At 47.7% G+C, this 16,975-nt stretch carries 20 protein-coding genes and 1 pseudogene; 6 read left to right on the top strand and 15 right to left on the bottom strand.

Features of this window, described 5'->3' with window-relative positions; genetic code table 11:
- Positions 1-28: 28 nt before the first annotated feature.
- The 4 genes from C7I86_RS02940 to C7I86_RS02925 form a co-directional block, all read right to left on the bottom strand.
- Positions 29-658 (bottom strand): CPP1-like family protein, encoded by a 630-nt coding sequence (locus C7I86_RS02940; RefSeq protein ID WP_020861474.1) that lies wholly within the window; start codon positions 656-658, stop codon positions 29-31.
- Between the two features lie 149 nt (positions 659-807).
- The gene (locus tag C7I86_RS02935; protein WP_010871770.1) at positions 808-1,716 is read right to left on the bottom strand and encodes an alpha/beta fold hydrolase; all 909 of its coding nucleotides are present in this window, start codon (positions 1,714-1,716) and stop codon (positions 808-810) included.
- Positions 1,717-1,806: 90 nt separating this feature from the next.
- Positions 1,807-2,658: an alpha/beta fold hydrolase gene (locus C7I86_RS02930; RefSeq protein ID WP_106907929.1), complete on the bottom strand. Its 852-nt coding sequence runs from the start codon at positions 2,656-2,658 to the stop codon at positions 1,807-1,809.
- An 88-nt stretch (positions 2,659-2,746) separates the two neighbouring features.
- Positions 2,747-3,061 (bottom strand): DUF1825 family protein, encoded by a 315-nt coding sequence (locus C7I86_RS02925; RefSeq protein ID WP_010871768.1) that lies wholly within the window; start codon positions 3,059-3,061, stop codon positions 2,747-2,749.
- A 529-nt stretch (positions 3,062-3,590) separates the two neighbouring features.
- Between C7I86_RS02925 and C7I86_RS02920 the strand changes: the two genes are divergently transcribed.
- Both C7I86_RS02920 and C7I86_RS02915 read left to right on the top strand, forming a co-directional pair.
- Positions 3,591-3,965, top strand: a complete 375-nt coding sequence (locus tag C7I86_RS02920; RefSeq protein ID WP_231848048.1) for a hypothetical protein — start codon at positions 3,591-3,593, stop codon at positions 3,963-3,965.
- 123 nt (positions 3,966-4,088) lie between these two features.
- The gene (locus C7I86_RS02915) at positions 4,089-4,886 is read left to right on the top strand and encodes a CsgG/HfaB family protein (RefSeq protein WP_010871766.1); all 798 of its coding nucleotides are present in this window, start codon (positions 4,089-4,091) and stop codon (positions 4,884-4,886) included.
- A gap of 211 nt (positions 4,887-5,097) precedes the next feature.
- Here C7I86_RS02915 and C7I86_RS02910 read toward each other — a convergent pair whose 3' ends face one another.
- From C7I86_RS02910 to C7I86_RS02900, 3 genes are all read right to left on the bottom strand, one after another.
- Complete coding sequence (locus tag C7I86_RS02910) at positions 5,098-5,364, bottom strand: hypothetical protein (protein ID WP_223211336.1); 267 nt, start codon at positions 5,362-5,364, stop codon at positions 5,098-5,100.
- A gap of 102 nt (positions 5,365-5,466) precedes the next feature.
- Positions 5,467-5,820, bottom strand: a complete 354-nt coding sequence (locus C7I86_RS02905) for a hypothetical protein (protein WP_010871764.1) — start codon at positions 5,818-5,820, stop codon at positions 5,467-5,469.
- A 131-nt stretch (positions 5,821-5,951) separates the two neighbouring features.
- The gene (locus C7I86_RS02900; protein ID WP_010871763.1) at positions 5,952-6,308 is read right to left on the bottom strand and encodes an STAS domain-containing protein; all 357 of its coding nucleotides are present in this window, start codon (positions 6,306-6,308) and stop codon (positions 5,952-5,954) included.
- A gap of 264 nt (positions 6,309-6,572) precedes the next feature.
- Here C7I86_RS02900 and C7I86_RS02895 point away from each other — a divergent pair, with 264 nt between their 5' ends.
- A complete protein-coding gene (locus C7I86_RS02895) occupies positions 6,573-7,010 on the top strand; it encodes a DUF1036 domain-containing protein (RefSeq protein WP_010871762.1) in 438 nt (145 codons plus the stop codon).
- Here C7I86_RS02895 and C7I86_RS02890 read toward each other — a convergent pair.
- From C7I86_RS02890 to C7I86_RS02860, 8 genes and pseudogenes are all read right to left on the bottom strand, one after another.
- Positions 7,007-7,435 carry a hypothetical protein gene (locus C7I86_RS02890; RefSeq protein WP_010871761.1) on the bottom strand — a complete coding sequence of 143 codons (429 nt, stop codon included), beginning with the start codon at positions 7,433-7,435 and terminating at the stop codon, positions 7,007-7,009. The genes C7I86_RS02895 and C7I86_RS02890 overlap by 4 nt on opposite strands.
- A gap of 23 nt (positions 7,436-7,458) precedes the next feature.
- Complete coding sequence (locus C7I86_RS02885) at positions 7,459-8,475, bottom strand: N-acetylmuramoyl-L-alanine amidase (RefSeq protein WP_010871760.1); 1,017 nt, start codon at positions 8,473-8,475, stop codon at positions 7,459-7,461.
- Between the two features lie 57 nt (positions 8,476-8,532).
- Positions 8,533-9,174 (bottom strand): response regulator transcription factor, encoded by a 642-nt coding sequence (locus tag C7I86_RS02880; protein WP_010871759.1) that lies wholly within the window; start codon positions 9,172-9,174, stop codon positions 8,533-8,535.
- A 19-nt stretch (positions 9,175-9,193) separates the two neighbouring features.
- The gene (locus C7I86_RS18710; RefSeq protein WP_143705307.1) at positions 9,194-9,379 is read right to left on the bottom strand and encodes a hypothetical protein; all 186 of its coding nucleotides are present in this window, start codon (positions 9,377-9,379) and stop codon (positions 9,194-9,196) included.
- 64 nt (positions 9,380-9,443) lie between these two features.
- Positions 9,444-11,219, bottom strand: coding sequence for an iron uptake porin (locus C7I86_RS02875; RefSeq protein ID WP_010871758.1), 1,776 nt, complete (start codon positions 11,217-11,219; stop codon positions 9,444-9,446).
- A gap of 569 nt (positions 11,220-11,788) precedes the next feature.
- Positions 11,789-12,223 (bottom strand): hypothetical protein, encoded by a 435-nt coding sequence (locus C7I86_RS02870; RefSeq protein ID WP_020861472.1) that lies wholly within the window; start codon positions 12,221-12,223, stop codon positions 11,789-11,791.
- Entirely contained in the window at positions 12,223-12,807 is a 585-nt protein-coding gene (locus C7I86_RS02865) for a GNAT family N-acetyltransferase (protein ID WP_010871756.1), read from the bottom strand. Before C7I86_RS02865 ends, C7I86_RS02870 begins: the two co-directional genes overlap by 1 nt.
- 242 nt (positions 12,808-13,049) lie before the next feature.
- Positions 13,050-13,536: pseudogene (locus C7I86_RS02860) on the bottom strand (helix-turn-helix domain-containing protein); the annotation flags it as partial.
- Between the two features lie 145 nt (positions 13,537-13,681).
- Here C7I86_RS02860 and C7I86_RS02855 point away from each other — a divergent pair.
- The 3 genes from C7I86_RS02855 (at position 13,682) to C7I86_RS19460 (ending at position 16,735) form a co-directional block, all read left to right on the top strand.
- Positions 13,682-15,811: a ComEC/Rec2 family competence protein gene (locus C7I86_RS02855; RefSeq protein WP_010871755.1), complete on the top strand. Its 2,130-nt coding sequence runs from the start codon at positions 13,682-13,684 to the stop codon at positions 15,809-15,811.
- A 76-nt stretch (positions 15,812-15,887) separates the two neighbouring features.
- Entirely contained in the window at positions 15,888-16,247 is a 360-nt protein-coding gene (locus C7I86_RS19465; RefSeq protein ID WP_010871315.1) for an IS630 transposase-related protein, read from the top strand.
- Positions 16,241-16,735, top strand: coding sequence for an IS630 family transposase (locus tag C7I86_RS19460; protein WP_010871754.1), 495 nt, complete (start codon positions 16,241-16,243; stop codon positions 16,733-16,735). The genes C7I86_RS19465 and C7I86_RS19460 overlap by 7 nt, the downstream gene beginning before the upstream one ends.
- Positions 16,736-16,975 lie beyond the last annotated feature (240 nt).

Here is a 16,975-nt window from a genome sequence, read left to right as displayed (position 1 = left end):
TAGGTGTGTGGGCCGTCGGGACTATTTGTTACCGCACAAAACTGCTGATCAACCAAAGGATAATAAAGGCAATAGTGGCAGAAATTTGTTCCAAGTTAGGGCCGATCGCCACATTAGCTCCCAAGAGCAACTGACCCAAGACAGTGCCCAAAATTATCCCCACCAAAAGGGCTCCTAAACTAAGCAGTAGGGCCTTACCAAATTTGCGCTGTTTACGATTGAGAAAGAAGATATTACCAAACACCCCCACCACCAATAGTAAGGATTGGACTGATCCCCCCGCTCCTTGGGTGAGCCAACTGATCAAGATCAAGCCAGCAAAAAAGCCAGCGGGCCAAAGAATATCGTTTTGGGAAGGAGTATCTAGGGAATTGGCTAGCCAACTGGGGGCTGTGGGGGCTGGAAGGGAAGGGAAGCCATTGCCGGTACTTTCCACCTGACGTTCGGGGAAACGAATTTTTTCCGGCACTTTGATTTTTCCTTCCTGACGCAGACGGAGCCGTTCCATAATAATGGCGTCGTAGGCGGCCTCCACCTCTTCTAAAAGCTGGGTGTTCCCCTCATGTTCCCGAAACAGCCGAGTTTTGACTGCTTGGATATCTTCAAAAGTTGCTTCCTCTGATATACCCAGCGTCTGATAGGGAGTTTGTTCACCCATTGTCCTAAACCTCCTCTGGTTGAATTTCCTTGAATGCTTGATTGGGAGTGCTGACATCCAGTATGCCCAAAGATCTTACCATTGACATCCTCGGCTCCCTAGGGAGGAAAGCCATTTTCTATCCCTAACCAATGGTGGCTATGGTAGGTCTAACTCCACTCTGTAATCCATTGTCGCAAAATTGGATTAATTACCTCCGGAGCTTCGTCCTGGGGACAGTGCCCCAACCCCGGTAAGCTAATGAATTGCTCCACACAGTTATGGTTTGCCAAAGCTCTCCCCAAGGCGATCGGTTCCCAGGGATCAGCCTCCCCCCAAATCAGCACCGTTGGGCAATGGATGCGGGGTAGTAAATCCTCCGGTAGGGGGCCTTGGGAATAGCTGGTGAAAGCCAAAAATACTTCCGCCGCCCCTTCATCCTGGGCTGGCCGCAGGAGCATGGCCACCAACTCATCGGTCACCGCATTTTTGTCCCCATAGGCTTGGCAGAGGGCCTGACGAACGGTTTTGGCCCGGGCCACCTGTCGGAAGAAAAGTTTGCCAATCTGGGGATAGCCCAGCACCTTTTGCAAGACCCCTGCCCCTACCCGACGGTACCAAGGCAACGCTGACCGCTTGCGATCATGGAGTAACCGCAGGGAACAGTTAAGAGCAATCAGGCCGGTGACCAATTCTGGGTGGTCGGTGGCAGTTTGCATGGCCACCACACAGCCGATGGAATTGCCAATAAGTACGGCCGGGCCACCAATTACTTCCCGGCAAAAGTCCGCCACCAGGTCGCCCCAGGTGCTGAAGGTGTAACCCAATGCTTGACTAGGGAGAGGTTTGGCGGAAGCACCAAAGCCTAACAGATCAATGGCGTAGCAACGGCAATATTCCCCCAGGACAGGGATATTTTTGCGCCAATGGCCCCAGGATGCCCCAAAGCCATGGATTAGTACCACAGCTGGCCCTCGATCTCCCCTTTGTTGATAGGCGATCGCCTGGTTACGCCATTGCCAAAACAGGGGAGGAGTGTGGGGAGATAGGGCTGGGGGGGAAGATTCCAGGGAGACCATAGCAGAGCCAAATCAAGGGGGGAGCATTGATTTCTATGGTGACCGAATTTTCCGATAAAAGCATTGTCAACGGCCAACAATTGCCCCCATTCAGTGATCCGTAGCCAGGATTTGTTGGAGTTTATTCGCCACCACTGGCAACTGTTCCAACATGGCAAAGTGGCCGCAGTTCTCTATTTCCACCACATTAGTTCCCAACTGGGCAAACAAACCATGGAAACTGGCCAAATATTTGACATATTGCAATTCCATCACCCGGTCATTTTGGCCCGCCAAGAAATACATTGGCTGGGGTAATTCTGCCACCAACTTGGGGAGTAAATGCACCGCCGCTTCCGTCGTACTTTCCAGTAACGACCCCCGGGCAGCTTGCTGATCCGCTCGCAAGAAATCCAATAACCGTTGTCTGCCCCACTTTCTAGCTAAGGGTTTCTCCACCATCATCCGACTGAAAGCCAAATCCAACAACGGCAATCTTCCTAGCCAAGGGGGACGAAAATCCAATAACTTTTCCCCAGCAGAGCGAAACTTTTCAAATTCTTCCTTTAGGTAAATTCCCCCCCCAGCATTCACGCAAACTACCCCCTTAACCCGCTCCGGACAAAGGTGGGCCGCCCAAATGGCCACACTCCCCCCTAAGGAATGGCCCACTAGCCAAGCTTGTTCAATGTTTAGTTTTTCCAATAGATCAATCAAATCTTGACCATAGGCTTCCAGGTCATATTCTGAACGGGGATGGCCTAAACTCTGGGAAGCACCAAACCCTCTCAGGTCATAGCTAACGCAGGAATATTGCCCGGATAAAAGTTCCATCAAGGGCAACCAGTAATGGTGACCAAGGAGCCAACCATGGACAAAAATTAAGCTGGGGGCAGCTCCCTGTCGATCAGAGCCAGATTGTTGATAGTGGTGAGGAAAACCCAAAAGATCCAGGGTGGGCATAGTTCTCGCAATTGCTACGGGGAACCTACTCCCATCATTCTGACATTGGTGAGGAACGTCTGGCTAGACAATTTCGACACCGTGAAGTCTACTTGATTTCGGCTTTCATTCTTTCCAGTGTCAAATTCATTTGGTCGAACATTTGCTGAGGGGAGATGCCAAACTGGCCCAGTTGGGTTTTCATTTGCTCAACAGTCATCTTGGCCATGAAGTCATCGGAAAGCTCAAAGCGCTTCATAAAGATTTTGTAGCGTTCCATCAAAGCCTCCATTTGCTCGATGAAAATCACTTTGCCATCCCGATCAAATTTTCCATAGTCACCACCCAATTTGGTTAGGGATTGATAGTCTTCAAACAATTGTTTGGCTTCTTGTTGGATAATATCTGAATCAAAAAAACTCATAACTATGACATCTAGGGTGAATGATATGGTCAAGTAAAATCTAATTATTTAATTAAAGTTATTGGACACAAGGGAAAAATGTAACCCAGTTCAGTAACCAATTAAAAACCAATAATTTACCTCGATCAACTATGAAAATTTAGTAATTTAGCAAAAGTTTGTGAAAATCTAAAATAATAGAGGCAAAAGATTTGTTGAAAATGGGATTTTTGGGAGACCTTAGCTTGGGTGCCTCAGTCGAATCGTGCCCAACCCCTGGGGGAACTAAAGGGGCACAAAGACCCTCTGTATTGACAGAAGACCCCGTGCCATGGAGTTCTTCCCATTGTAAAACTTATTTTTGCCTAGCAAAATACGGTTTCCCGAATTTGCCGGCGATCGCCAGGATTGTGGTTGGCAGACCGGTCTTGAAACAAGCCCATAGGCCAGTTTTTCCTGCCGACATTCCCCCTGACTAAGGCTAAAATTACAACTGATTCAGATCCTGTTCAGAGTTGAAATGATGTCTTTTTTAAGTCCCTTGTTATCTTTGCCAAAACGTCGCTACTGGGCGATCGCCTTGGCGGTGACATCGGCGGTACTACCTTGGCCCATTGCTGGTCTCCACAAGCTTTACCTGGGGCAACCCGTGTGGGCAGGAATCTATTGGTTACTGTGGAACACCCCCATACCTAGAATTGCCTGCGCCATTGATGCAGTGTGGTATTTCGTCCAGGGAGAAGAGGATTTTAACCGACAGTTCAACGATCTTGGGGGAGCCTGGCACCAAAATGGAGACAGCCTGCAACCGTCCCAACAGGTTATTACCATGGCCGAAGCTATGCGGGAGTTGGAACAGTTGCGACTAGAAGGACTACTCACAGAATACGAATTTGAACAAAAACGTAGACAATTATTGGGCTAAATGCCCGATTAAAACAGTTTCGTAGTTGCGCTCAAAAAATCTGGTTAACCAAAAGTTAAATATTTTATTGACTGTTGTCTCGTCACTACTGTAGCCTTGGTTAAAAAATCAGCTATAAACGCCATGGCAACTCACAACCTAGACAGGGTGGCTGCTCCCTTGATATCAAAGCTTTTCCCATTTTTCTTGGTGTTGGCGGGCATGTTCTCGGGGACCTTAGCGGCCCAGGCGCAAGGTAAACCGACCATTTCTGTACCAGAGTTTAAAAATGATACCAACATGAGTTGGTGGTGGTGGAGTGGTAATACCTCCAGGGAATTAGCCGATGCACTCAGTAACGAACTTACCTCCACTGGTAACTTTCAAGTAGTGGAAAGACAAAATCTAGGTAGTGTTTTGTCGGAACAGGAATTAGCAGAATTAGGATTAACGAGACCAGAAACCTCTGCTCAAAGAGGACAGTTGACTGGGGCTCAGTATATTGTTTTGGGGAGAGTTACCGCCTATGAGGAAGGGGTAAGCTCGGAATCTGGGGGTAACAACTTTGGACTTAACCTGGGTCTTTTTAGTATTGGGAACAGCGAGCGTCAGGCCAAGCAAGAAGCCTATGTTGCCATAGACCTGCGGGTGGTTGACAGCAGCACAGGGGAAGTAGTTTATGCCAGAACAGTGGAAGGACGTGCCACCGATACTGCTGCTAGTTCCGCTAATAACGTCAATATTTTGGGCATTGTTAATACGGGTCAGGATAATCAAAGCACTTCCAGGGCTCCTGTGGGCAAAGCATTAAGGGCTGGATTGGTCGAGATCACAGATTACCTCAGTTGTGTAATGGTCGAACAGGATAATTGCATCCAAGAATATCAAGATAAAGACAGGCAGCGTCGGCAAAAAACCAAAGATACTCTGATTTTGGAATAGGGGTATGGCCACTTGCAATAAAACCAGGACAGTAATTTTTTGTGCAAAACTGCTGTTAAAGGCATCCCAAGACTTGTTTTGAAAGCCTTTCAGACCCTACAGTATTGGCAGATTTAGGGAGCAGAATAAAACTTTCCAAACATGTTCTTCGCTGAACATATTGATTCATTGCTAATTGGGCTAGCTATGCCCTTGTCAGGGCAACCAAAAGTCACAAAAATGGAATCAAAGTCCGAAAAAATTTCCTCACCCTCAACAAAAACACCAGATGGCGAATTCTGGGACTAAGTTGGGGCGGGTTAGGATTTTCTGCCAGGGCTTCCATTAATTCCGCGTATTCTGTCGCGGTCAAGGGTTCCCCATCCAGAGGCGATCGCCCTTCAAGGATGATTTCTGTGCGTAAAATTTCTTCGGGAATATCATCTGGGGGCGGCAAGGTTGGAGATTGGGCCCAACCAGGGTCCAAGGAAAAAACCATGGGACTGGAAGTCGACAACAGAAGCAATAGGGCCCAATGCCCTGGTCTGCCGCACCGTAGTTGTTCACATTGCCCCGAACCTACCATCACTACACTGTTCCCCTACTTGAAGCGGACTTTACTGTGGAGCCAATTAGTGAGCAAGCTAGGGCAATTGGCCACAAACCAACGAAATAGCAATATTTTAGCAATGGGCTTTGGTACCCCAACAATGGATTTAAGAAAGCGATTTAGGGGGGGAAAGGGAAATTTTTTATTGATTATATTGATGGCACCAATGTCGTAGAGGGAGTCAAAAATCAATTTAACGGTGGCTTCCTCCCGAATAAACATATCCTGCAACAGTAGCTCCGTATCGTGGAGTTTTTCTTGCTTAAACTTTTCCTCTGCAGCTAATCTCGGGGACAGGGGGGGAGTGGGACGAACAGTGATGGCTTTGCTTTTCGGGGAAGACACGATGGCAAAAAAATAACAATGAACCGGGCGGATTACCTAGATTTTAGTCCCCAAAGTCCATGCAACCCCAGCGACCCTGATAAAAATTGACCAGGGAGGCAAATCCAGCTCCTCTTATTAGTTCCGAAGTTCTAGGCGGCCAGGGCAGGTTTTTCCCCGTTGGCCAGGGCGACTTCCGGGTTGCTATAGATGGGAAAAACTCGATTTAGTTGGGTCAACTCAAAAATGATTTTCAGTTCTGGGGAAACCCCACTTAACAGCAAGGTTCTGTTTTGACTCTGGAGTTCTTTGTAGGTGTTGACCAAAACCACCAAAATAGCGCTGTCGAGGAAGTCCACCTGGCTAAAGTCAATCACCATCACCGGACTGGAGGTAGTGGCTAACCAGCTTGCTAAATCAGCTTGGAAAGCTTGGGTGACAGCGGCACTCAATGTGCCTTGGGGATAGAAAACATCCCTCGTCACAATCTGGGGGTTAAACGACATCATGCTGACTCCTCACACAAAAGAAAAAAAGGCAACGGCAAAACTGGCCTCAACTCTAGTAATTTAGGCGATCGCCGTCAATTATGTCGATGTGCTGACTATTTTGTGTTTTGGGAGCGACAATTTCCGTATTGTCCGTTACGGCCTGTTTAGTTTAATACCAAAAAACTATTTATCCCCAGGGTAAGCCCATCCCTGGCCGTGGGCAAAGCCAGCCTAGTTCTAGTAAGATTGGCGTTAACAATTTCTGTGGTTTGAGGAGTTTTTATGGTTAATAAAGGGTTATGGTCTGCGGCGGTGATGGTACTAGGATCCACCTTGGTAGGCAGTGTTTTTGCCCCAACCCCGGCGATCGCCGGAAAAAGCTGCAATTATCTCAACACCAACTTATTCATGGCTCAGGGCTACGAAAATCCCAATGGGATTTGGGTGAGTGAAGGTTGGTGGGTGGTAGAACCGGGGGAGTGTGTGGTCTATTCCGACAGTGCCTTTACCTACTTCAAAATTAGCGATGGGGTGGCTCCGAACCGCAAAGCCATTGCTGAGATGGCAGGTAGTGAGTCCATCAAACTATGCCAAGTCAATGACCGCTTCACCGTCTTTCAATCGGACAGTGGTGCTGTGTGCCGCAATGCAGGGGGCAATAATCAAACATTTATCAACCCAGGCGCCAATCTAGAATTGATTGAGTCCACTAGTCCCTAGGCTAGTTTTTCCTGGAGTGTCTTTTCCAGCCTGTGTTTGAGTTCCTCAATGGTCAGTCCCAATGCGGCAAAACAACTGGCGGGGTCGGGAATTGGCTGGAAAAAGAGCAGTTTGAATTGGGTGGGGCCAATGACAAAAATGGCCACTTCTGTTCTCGGGTCATAACCGTACAAAATTCCCACCATTTCTTGGATGCGGCCGTTCACCTGGTCATTGAGTTGGGCGATCGCCTGGGGAGCACAGCTAATGAAATGGGCTTGAGGATGGAGGTCCAAACCTAAATACTGTTCTTTGGCTGGCCATTGTTGGTAAAACGCCCAGGCCAGGGCCCCTAGGGCGGTTTGTTCCTCCTTGGTGAACTGGTCTAGTCGGTAACGCCAGGGATGTTGGCCGTCGTCGGGAAGTATGGGGTCGGGGGAAAACATTCGACTGCGGTCGGGGGGTGAACTTACTTCAAATACTGTACGATACCGGCGGCGATCGCCTCAGCCATTTGCTGTTGAAAGCGGGGATTACTAAGATTGCGACTATCTTGACTCCCCGTGACAAAACCCACCTCCACTAGGGTAGAAGGCATGGAAGTACGGCGCAACACATAAAATCTAGCCTGGCGCACCCGGCGATCGCGCACATTAAGCCGCTGTAGGATACTGCGATGAATGGTTTGGGCTAAGGAACGCCCCGTTTGGAAATAATAGGTTTCCACCCCATTGACTTCCGGCCGCCCCAACCCGATGGAGTTCGCATGGATACTAACAAAAATGTCCGCCCGGGCCGCCGCTGCCCTCTGCACCCGACCCTGCAGAGAAACAAATATATCACTGTTGCGGGTCATCACCACTTCAATGCCCTGTTTTTCCAACTCCCTAGCCACCCCCCTGGTAATGGCCAACACCACATCCTTTTCTCGGATGCCCCGTTGCCCGATCGCCCCTGGATCCTGACCGCCATGGCCCGCATCTAGAACCACCGTAAAGCGTCGTAGGGGCCTGGGGGCTGGGGCTGGCACATTAACCGCCACCGTTTCCTGGGGCAAACTATATTCCGAAGGTTGGAGGATGGTGGGTAGGCGGGCATACCAACGATTGGGTGCTAACCCCCGCACCTGCACTTCCCAGGGCTTGACCGTGAAAGGTTCCGTCAATTCCAAGACAATGCGAGTCGAATTATTATTCCATCGACCAACCCTTGCTTCTTTAACATACTGGGTAAGGGGCTTATAAATGGTAGGGCCCCGGTGTTCGATACCTGGTAAATCCACCACCACCCTGGTGGGGTTTCGCAGCACATTTACCTGGGGTCTGACATCTTCATCGGTAATGATGTCCAGACGACTATCCCGCAGATCAAATTTCCAATATTCCAAGGAGCCAGCCCAGACCGGCGGGGCCAGGGCCGGGAGACTCAGCAAGCTGGCACAAATTAGACCCAAACTTTTCGGCAGGGAACAGGAAAAGTAGTTCATGAATATGTTGTTTTTCTAATTGGTGCTGGCCCACTAGAAAACCAGTGGCAAAGAACCTCAAGCAATACTTTTTTGGATCGCCCAACGGGCTAACTCGGTGCGGTTGTGTAATCCTGTCTTGTTTAACATATTCGATACATGACTTTCGACAGTGCGCTGACTGACTTTTAAGTGGTCGGCAATTTCCCGGTTGGCCAATCCCTGGGCTACCAATTGAATCACCTTGGTTTCGGTGGGGGTGAGTTCCACGTCCCTGGCCACCTGCACCCGAGCATTGTCTTCCAGGGGATGATTATTGTGTTGCAATAGGCGATCAGCTTGACGGAGACAAGATTGCACTTGGGCGGCCAGTTCCTCCGGCTCAAAGGGTTTAGCCATATAAATATCCGCTCCCACGTTGAGTCCTTTCACCCGATTGTGGCTTTGGCCTTTGGCAGAAAGAAACATCACCGGAATCCAACTAATATCCGGGTTTTGGCGCACCTGCTCGATGAAGGCGTAGCCATCCATCTCCGGCATCATGATGTCACAAACAATCATATCGGGCACTGTAGTTGTCAGCAGGTCCAGAGCTTCACGACCGTTCCCAGCGGTGGTGACTTGGTAACCCTGATATTCCAAATAATCCTTGACCAAAAGGAGTAGATTGGGATCGTCGTCCACCAACAATAAATGATAATTTTCCTTAGATTGGCTCATGGCGATTAATTTTTGCAGGTTAACCAGGTTGACCTTGGCGATCGGGGGTAAAACTAAGGTTTATCTGAGAATTTTTCCGACTACCATCATCCCTAAATAATCCTAACCGACGAACTGTACCGTCTAAATAGTTTTGCCGGATATGGAGTTTTTCATCCCACCAGCAGGCGATCGCCAAGATTAGTATTGAAAAAACCCCCAGCAATAAAGTGGGGGCTAAATATCTGGAAGTTACTGGTGTGAGTATTGGTTTTACCCCAACAAAGTTCCTAGAACTTGAAGGTGGTGCGGAGTACACCAACCCAAATGGCACTGTTGTTGCTGTTGGCTTCGGGGCTAAGAATTACGTAAGCACCAGGGGTAATTTGGATGTTTTTGTTCACAGGGAACTGGTATTGAGCCTCGATGATATAGGGGGAGTTGCGGTCATTGCTAATGCGATCGCCGCTCAAGCTACCAACGTAGGGAGCATAGGGCATCAAACCACCACTCAGGGACAACACCGCCCCCTCTTTGAACACATCAATGACGGACAGAGCTGCATTCCACGTCCAGAGGTCAGCGCCTAAACCATCACGGTTTTGGGGATTACCACCGGTGTTGAAACCTTGGGCTGTGGCATTGGCATAGCCAAACCAACCGGAAAGATTAAACTTGTCGGTGATCTGCCAGGTAGCTTGGAGGTTATAGGTATCCATGGTGGTAGCCGCCTGGTAAAAGGGATTACTAGCAATGCGGCTACCGGTGCTGCCGGTCAGGTTAACATCCCCTTGGCTGTAGTATTTGTGCAAGTAAGAAATACCAAAGCTGAAGTTGTCGACTGGTTTGATGTCAAATTGAACCCCAGTGCTATAGCTACCGTTAAAGAAGCCATTACCACTACGGAAGGTATTGCCTCCACTAGTGAAAACATCATCGGAGGGGGTGCTAGCCTGGCCTGTATCAGCCAAATAGGCCGCACTGACAGTGAAAACGTCATTGAATTTATAACGCAAAGCTCCACCAGTCCCCTCAGGACCCCGGTTTACAAAGGGACTATAGCGGCTAAAGCGACTCAAAGCACCACTGTCCCCACTTTCTAGGTAGGGATTATAGGTTTTGAACACATCGTCCAGAGCTAAACCAGTACCGCCAATCCAGGTGGTAAGGTTACCCATGGGGAAGCGATAGAACAACTTGTTAATATCAACGTTATTGTCCGGGCTGGAACCGTCAAAGGAAAGACGAGCCATGTTGGTGCCAGTAGGACCAGACAAGTTGGGCACACTACCAGCCTGCAAACGGGTACGTAGTAAGTCCTTACCAGTAAAGCTAGTGTCAAAGTTTAAACGAACCCTACTGGAGAGGGTAGCATTCTCTTCTACCGGAGCCGGAGCGGCAGCGCCGAAGTTGTCAATGTTGTCCTGTTGCCGCCAATCCACAGCTTTATCACCGCCCCACTGGTCAACCAAGGCAAAAACGGCGACCCCGTTCAGCTTGGTGGTGGTGGAGAATTGATGATCTTCTAGGAAAGACGTGCGGGTTTCCAGGTTATCAATACGAGCACCAAGGGCGGCCAATTCCGCTTCAAACTCTTGCATCAAGCGCTTGAGTTTATCAATGTCTTCCCGTAGGACCGCCACGTTCTCCTGAATCAAACGCTCCATCACGTTCATACAAGCATTCAAACCAGCGGCGAATTCCCAACGGGAAAGGGCCCGATCGCCGCGGAAAGTCCGGTCAGGATAACCAACAATACAACCGTAGCGTTCTACTAAACTTTTTAATGCTTCATAGGCCCAGGCGGTGGGTTGCACATCCCGCAACTCGGACACACTAGTTACCTGGGACATGTCGGTGATATCTGGGGTAGCCGCATTGAAGGTACCGGCATTCTGACGACGACGCATCAGTTCCAGACTGTCACCCTGATTACTAATTCTAGGGAAATCTCCAGGGGTGGCCAATTCACCTGTGGACTGGGCCATGGCGCCGGGAACAATAGCCAAGGAGCTACCTAGGGCCAACGGAAATAATTTCAGTAAATGACTGGTCAACTTATTCATAACAAAGGGATCCTCACACCGATTACATTAATCAAGCCAGGCACAACCGATAAATTGAATAGCAGTTGAAACTTGGATTATTGACCTGATTCTTGATCAGCGAAGACCAAGAAATTCCTCAGTGAGAATTCTAGCACCTATTTTGAACAATTCCAAGGGCACCGACTAAAAGCTATGCAAAAAACGTATAACCTCGACAGAGAAGGGCTTTGGCTGACCAATTTACCTAGTTTGAGCCATCGCTCCCTCTAGAATTCCGCCCCGAGTTTGGTAATTTCATATCTGCTACGACGTTATTCATAAAATATTTTTATAAGTGACCCGGAGCATTAAACTTTGCTTAACGGATCCTTAACCTTTACTTAACTTTTAGTTGTTGGTCAAAAAATATTTGCCAGCAAACTATACCTAATACTCCAGGAAAAGTTATCCAGTTGATTAACATTTATAGGTCAGAGATTTTGTTGACCGACCAACATTTTGGGCAACGGCCTAATCCTAATAATCGGGAAATCATCATCATTTCCATTGACAGGCAAGCAAATAAACTGTCTCAGGCTGAAAAGGAGCTAAAACACCGTTGCATTGGTGCGGGCACTCCGTACCGTAGAAGGTAAAACCCCCACTAAAGTTGCCACCGCAGAATCTGGCAAAAGCGCCACCGTGGCATCATCAAACCAATTTTCTAGCTGATTTAAAATCACCTGGGCCCTTTCCATGGCGATGGGATTATCAACAATTTGTTTGATTAACACAGTCCACTGTCGGCGAATTAGATAAGCCTTGATTTGCTCTGCGGAGGATGGAGGAGTTAACCAAGCAAGGTTACCCACCGGGTAACAAAAGGTCACATCTTGGTCTAGGTCTCCCCCCACAAAGGCCCCTGGCCCAGCAAATTCAGCATGGTAGGGCTTCACTAAAATAACCCCATTGCGACGACGGGGGTTGATCACTAGGGATTGTTTGTTTTGGATCTGCTCCAGTAAGGCTTCGGCGGAAGTCATTAGGGGGTTTGGTGGACAGGGGTGGGACAAAGAATTTCCGTGGTTAGAATCTTTTCCCATAGTAACCGTCGGGGTTTCTGCCATAGCCAAGCCCGCCAACTCCATTCTGCTTCTTGATAAATGAATCCCAAGGTTTGGTAGAGATTTTGGGCGCCCAAATTATTTTCCATCACATGGAGACTAAGGCGACGGCACTGCCACTGGTCGGCAATGGCTTCACATTTTTGGATTAATTGCTTGGCGATCCCTAGGCGGCGATGTTGGGGGCTCACGGCTAGGTTAGAAATGTAGGCAGTGGTTTTGGGGCGGGTGAACCAGTGTTTGAGGGAAACTTCAGCGGTGCCAAGTATTTCTCCGTTATCTGAATTAACCGCAATGAGGCAATGGTAGGCATTATCGCCATGGCGCATGCGTAGCCTCAGATCTTCTGTGATGCCCAGGCGCAAAAAAGGATAGCTCCACATCAACCAGTTTTGGGGGGGATGGAAACTTTTAATTAGGAGATTGGCCAGGGGCGGAATATCTTCCACCGTAGCCGCACGAATTGCAACGGAGAGGAGAGGAGAAGGGGTGGACTTGACCATTCAGGCGGAGTAAGGAGAAATACCGTTCCCGGAATTATACAAAAATTTTTTTACTCCGAGGAGACTGGGCTCCATTTGCAGTTTGCTGACGGGCCATGGTCAGATATTTAAACGTTGACACACTATATTACCCATGGCTCAAACCAGAAGCTTTACGACGGTTTTCGGTAAAACACCTAAGCGGGGATAAAGTTTGCCTTCATTCAGTTTTTCCCTGTTCCTTGCCGGGAATTTAGAGAGTTTCAAGAAAGTAATGAGAAGTACCAGTTGGGCAATAGTTCCATACTACCATTGACCCTGAATTTAGCAAAGATTTCCATGGTGATATCAACCATGTGGGCTGACCTGGAGACGACTTTCGTGCGGCGATGAAATCTAGCAAACTAATGACGATTATCTGAGTTGTTTCTCTCAATTCCCACTGTTTCTCTTTTGCTAATCCCATGAAAAGTATCGGGATGTTCTTCAGCAGTTATTGATAGGGCCTCCAGTCAGAAGAAAATGCCACAGTCCGTCTAATTCTACTACGATTGCTGAGTCTGGAGCTGGTTTCTCGTAGTTTGCTTCGCCAAAATCCCTAATCCAGTTGAGCACTGACTGAGTAGAAACTCACAATAGTTTTGCTGTAGCATTCATTGACATGCCACTCATGTACATTAAGACCGCTTCTAGTTTCATCCAGAGAGGTTTACCCCATTCCTTGGAGAGATTAGTGAATTGATATTGGCAACTTGACACCGATAAAGCTGTCATAACGCTTATTCTGCTGAGTTTTTACTGTGACACGCAAATACCCTAACCACTGTAAAAACTTGTCTCCCGTTATTTCCCCTAATCAAGGAAATTTTCGGAAACTTGATATGGAGTTAAACTGATGCGCTTCCATCCCCTGGCCTTAATTTGTCTTAGCTTTATTCTGGGATTGTTGGGGACGGGGCTTGATGTTGATTTTTTCAATCTTAATCAATTGATTGTGCTGGCTGGGCTGTGGTTTTTTGCTACGACGATCGCCATTATTTTTCTACCCTTAGTTTGGCGACGGGGCCCAACCAGATGGCAATGGTTACTGGCGGGAATAATTGCGTTGCTGGCCAGTTATTACGCCCTTTGGCGCATGCCCCAGCCTGGTTTAACTGACATTAGCCGCCTTCTAGATCCTCCGGCCAAAAGTTTTCAGACCATCACGGCGATCGGTACATTGAAGGCTGGAGGGAGAGAAAACGCCCAAGGGCAACAACAATTTTGGCTCAAGGTAGAGCAGCTGCAACGGCCGCCCGAAAAAGAATTTCGGCCCCGTTCTGGCACTGTTTACCTGACTTTGCCCATGGGAGAACAACCCTGGCAACAATGCCAGCAAATACGGGTTACAGGTTTGCTGTACCGTCCCAGTACCCCCCAGAATCCGGGGGCCTTTAATTTTGCTCAATATTTGGCCCGTCAGGGTATTTTTGCCGGGTTAAGAGGAGAAACGGCGACTCTAGTGGGGGAAAAATTTTGCGGTCTCAATCCCCTGCGACAAAGAATTGTCAACGCCCAGACAGCCTGGTTACCAGTCCAGGGGCAAGGGCAATGGCCTGGCTTGCTAATTAGTTCCATTGTCTTGGGCGCCAAAGCGGTTAATTTGCCCACGGAATTACGCAATCTTTTCCAATCGGTGGGGCTTTCCCATTTCCTGGCTGCCTCTGGTTATCAAGTTTCCCTACTGGTGGGGACTGTATTGCTCCTGGGCAAAAAGGCCGGTGTCAGTTCTAAATTGGCGATCGCCGTCGGGCTAATTACCCTGGCATTTTACCTGGGCTTAACAGGGCTGGAACCTTCAGTAATCCGGGCTAGTTTACTCTGGGTGGGGGTAATGGCGGCCCTGGCCAGCGAACAAAAATTAAACACCGTGGGGGCGTTATTGCTCATTGCCACAGTGATGCTATTGGTTAACCCCGTCTGGAGCCAAGCGTTGGGCTTTCAACTCAGTTTTTTAGCCACTTTAGGCATTGTGGTGATGGTGCCTCCCTTACAGCAACGGCTGGATTTTTTGCCAGGAAAAATTGCCGGGGTGATAGCAGTGCCCTTAGCAGCAAGTGTTTGGACTACACCCATACTTCTGCAACAATTTGGCTATTTTATCCCTGCTGCCTTACCCCTTAATATTCTAATTACCCCTTTGTTAGCCCTGTTGAGCTTGGGGGGAATGGTCAGTGCTCTATGTGCGCTCATTTTTCCCCCCCTGGGTAGTGCCACTGGTTGGTTGCTAGCTTTCCCTGCCCGTTGGTTAATGGCGATCGCCGACCAATTTCAACAATTACCCACCGTGGCAGTGGGGGAAGTGGGCTTAGGACAAGTGGTCATAATGTACGGCGCTTTTTGTTTGATCTGGGCCTTTCCCTGGTGGCGACGGCGTTGGGGTTTGGTTTCCACATTTTTACTGGGCACCATTATTTTACCCCTGATTTTTAGCCTGCAAACTAGGGTGGAATTGACCATTTTTGATAGTAAAGAATTTCCTGTCATTGTGGCCCAGAGTCCAGGCGCAGTAACCACCATTACTAGGGCGGAGGATCAATCTGCACCAAGATTGTTAGCTCCCTTCCTAGCTCAAAAGGGCATTAATCAAGTTGACTGTAAACTAACCATCACCCCCGCCATAATTGGTCAACCGCTACCGCCTTCCTGCGCCCATCTGAGTTGGGTAGCCATCAGCCCAGGGATTTTGCAACTGGAATTTGCTCAAAAACGCTGGTGGATTTTTCTACAAGTTCCCCAGAAAGATCAAACTGCTTTGAAGTTGCCGCTGGATCAACGACCCCAAATTATCATCTGGGTTGGTCAGTTTTTTCCCTACAGTTGGTTGGATAGTTTACGACCTCCCACGGCGATCGCCATTGCACCCTATGTAAGCAAAAATTTGGAGCAAGCAATAGGAAAATATCGAGGTCAATTGTGGGTCACGGGACAGGGAGCTATCCAATGGAATCCACGCGAGAGCTTTAATTCTTCGGTTAATTTTTGAACTATAGTCATTTCAATTAACGATGAGAGAATTTAATGTAAAATTATGGAGTGTACAAAATGAACAGGTTTAAACAATAGCTTACAGTTTAGATTTAAGGCAAAGGGTAGTAGCTTATATAGAAGCTGGAGGAAAAATAACTGAGGCTTCCAAGATATATAAAATAGGAAAAGCCTCGATATACAGATGGTTAAATAGAGTAGATTTAAGCCCAACAAAAGTAGAGCGTCGCCATAGGAAATTAGACTGGGAAGCTCTAAAAAAAGACGTAGAAGAAAATCCCGATGCAAGATTGATAGACAGAGCCAAGAAATTTGGAGTGAGGCCGAGTGCCGTATATTACGCATTAAAGAAAATGAAAATAAACAGAAAAAAAAAGAACTACGTTATCGAGAAAGAAACCGGGAGGAACGAGTTAAGTACTATAGAATGTTAAGAGAACTAATTAAGCTCTATGGTAGTCAAGCTATAGTTTACATAGATGAATCTGGATTCGAAGCAATCCAGGCTTGTATTTATGCCTGGTCAAAAAAAGGAAAAAAAGTTTATGGAGATAGACAAGGAAAAAGGGGAGTCAGAGAAAATCTAGTAGCAGGGAGAAGAAAAGGAAAAAAAGATTTGATTGCGCCGATGGTTTTTACCGGGAGTTTGAATGCAGAAGGCTTTGAAGGATGGTTAAAATTATATTTGCTACCCTCCCTCGACATTCCATCAATATTAATAGTGGATAATGCTCCTATTCATCGTAAAACTGCCATTAAAGAATTGGCTAAAGAAGCAGGTCATGAAGTTCTTTTTTTGCCGAAATATTCTCCTGATTTAAATGATATTGAGCATGACTTTAGTGCCTTGAAACGAGCTAGAATGTACGCTCCTATTGACACGTCTCTTGATGAAATTATCCGTTCTTACCGTGGCGTTTAGCGTCTCAGCTTTATTTGAAACTACTATATGCTTTGTAATTCAAACCGGAGTTTTGCACTGCCGAAGTTATCGCTCTTCTATTATCGTAGGTAGAATAAAACAAAGGTACTATTATCAGTGTTATCTATGTAGTGAAAATTCAAAAAAGATGAGAGCCGGGACAGAAATAGTACCTCTGAGCTATTTAGGTTGCTTTTGTATGAAATTTGGATATAGTAAAAACTACTGGGCTTTTCACCA

This window comes from Synechocystis sp. IPPAS B-1465 (assembly GCF_003015225.1).
In the GTDB taxonomy this organism is placed as follows: domain Bacteria; phylum Cyanobacteriota; class Cyanobacteriia; order Cyanobacteriales; family Microcystaceae; genus Synechocystis.
The sequence above is the reverse complement of the archived record's forward strand: the minus strand, read 5'-3'. Positions and strand labels throughout refer to the sequence as shown.

What these genes read in the sequence shown, in the direction of transcription:
- C7I86_RS02940 (WP_020861474.1), bottom strand. Translation starts at nt 658, where the DNA reads ATGGGTGAACAAACTCCCTATCAGACGCTGGGTATATCAGAGGAAGCA.
- C7I86_RS02935 (WP_010871770.1), bottom strand. Translation starts at nt 1,716, where the DNA reads ATGGTCTCCCTGGAATCTTCCCCCCCAGCCCTATCTCCCCACACTCCT.
- C7I86_RS02930 (WP_106907929.1), bottom strand. Translation starts at nt 2,658, where the DNA reads ATGCCCACCCTGGATCTTTTGGGTTTTCCTCACCACTATCAACAATCT.
- C7I86_RS02925 (WP_010871768.1), bottom strand. Translation starts at nt 3,061, where the DNA reads ATGAGTTTTTTTGATTCAGATATTATCCAACAAGAAGCCAAACAATTG.
- C7I86_RS02915 (WP_010871766.1), top strand. Translation starts at nt 4,089, where the DNA reads ATGGCAACTCACAACCTAGACAGGGTGGCTGCTCCCTTGATATCAAAG.
- C7I86_RS02910 (WP_223211336.1), bottom strand. Translation starts at nt 5,364, where the DNA reads ATGGTTTTTTCCTTGGACCCTGGTTGGGCCCAATCTCCAACCTTGCCG.
- C7I86_RS02900 (WP_010871763.1), bottom strand. Translation starts at nt 6,308, where the DNA reads ATGATGTCGTTTAACCCCCAGATTGTGACGAGGGATGTTTTCTATCCC.
- C7I86_RS02895 (WP_010871762.1), top strand. Translation starts at nt 6,573, where the DNA reads ATGGTTAATAAAGGGTTATGGTCTGCGGCGGTGATGGTACTAGGATCC.
- C7I86_RS02890 (WP_010871761.1), bottom strand. Translation starts at nt 7,435, where the DNA reads ATGTTTTCCCCCGACCCCATACTTCCCGACGACGGCCAACATCCCTGG.
- C7I86_RS02885 (WP_010871760.1), bottom strand. Translation starts at nt 8,475, where the DNA reads ATGAACTACTTTTCCTGTTCCCTGCCGAAAAGTTTGGGTCTAATTTGT.
- C7I86_RS02880 (WP_010871759.1), bottom strand. Translation starts at nt 9,174, where the DNA reads ATGAGCCAATCTAAGGAAAATTATCATTTATTGTTGGTGGACGACGAT.
- C7I86_RS02875 (WP_010871758.1), bottom strand. Translation starts at nt 11,219, where the DNA reads ATGAATAAGTTGACCAGTCATTTACTGAAATTATTTCCGTTGGCCCTA.
- C7I86_RS02870 (WP_020861472.1), bottom strand. Translation starts at nt 12,223, where the DNA reads ATGACTTCCGCCGAAGCCTTACTGGAGCAGATCCAAAACAAACAATCC.
- C7I86_RS02865 (WP_010871756.1), bottom strand. Translation starts at nt 12,807, where the DNA reads ATGGTCAAGTCCACCCCTTCTCCTCTCCTCTCCGTTGCAATTCGTGCG.
- C7I86_RS02855 (WP_010871755.1), top strand. Translation starts at nt 13,682, where the DNA reads ATGCGCTTCCATCCCCTGGCCTTAATTTGTCTTAGCTTTATTCTGGGA.
- C7I86_RS19460 (WP_010871754.1), top strand. Translation starts at nt 16,241, where the DNA reads ATGTTAAGAGAACTAATTAAGCTCTATGGTAGTCAAGCTATAGTTTAC.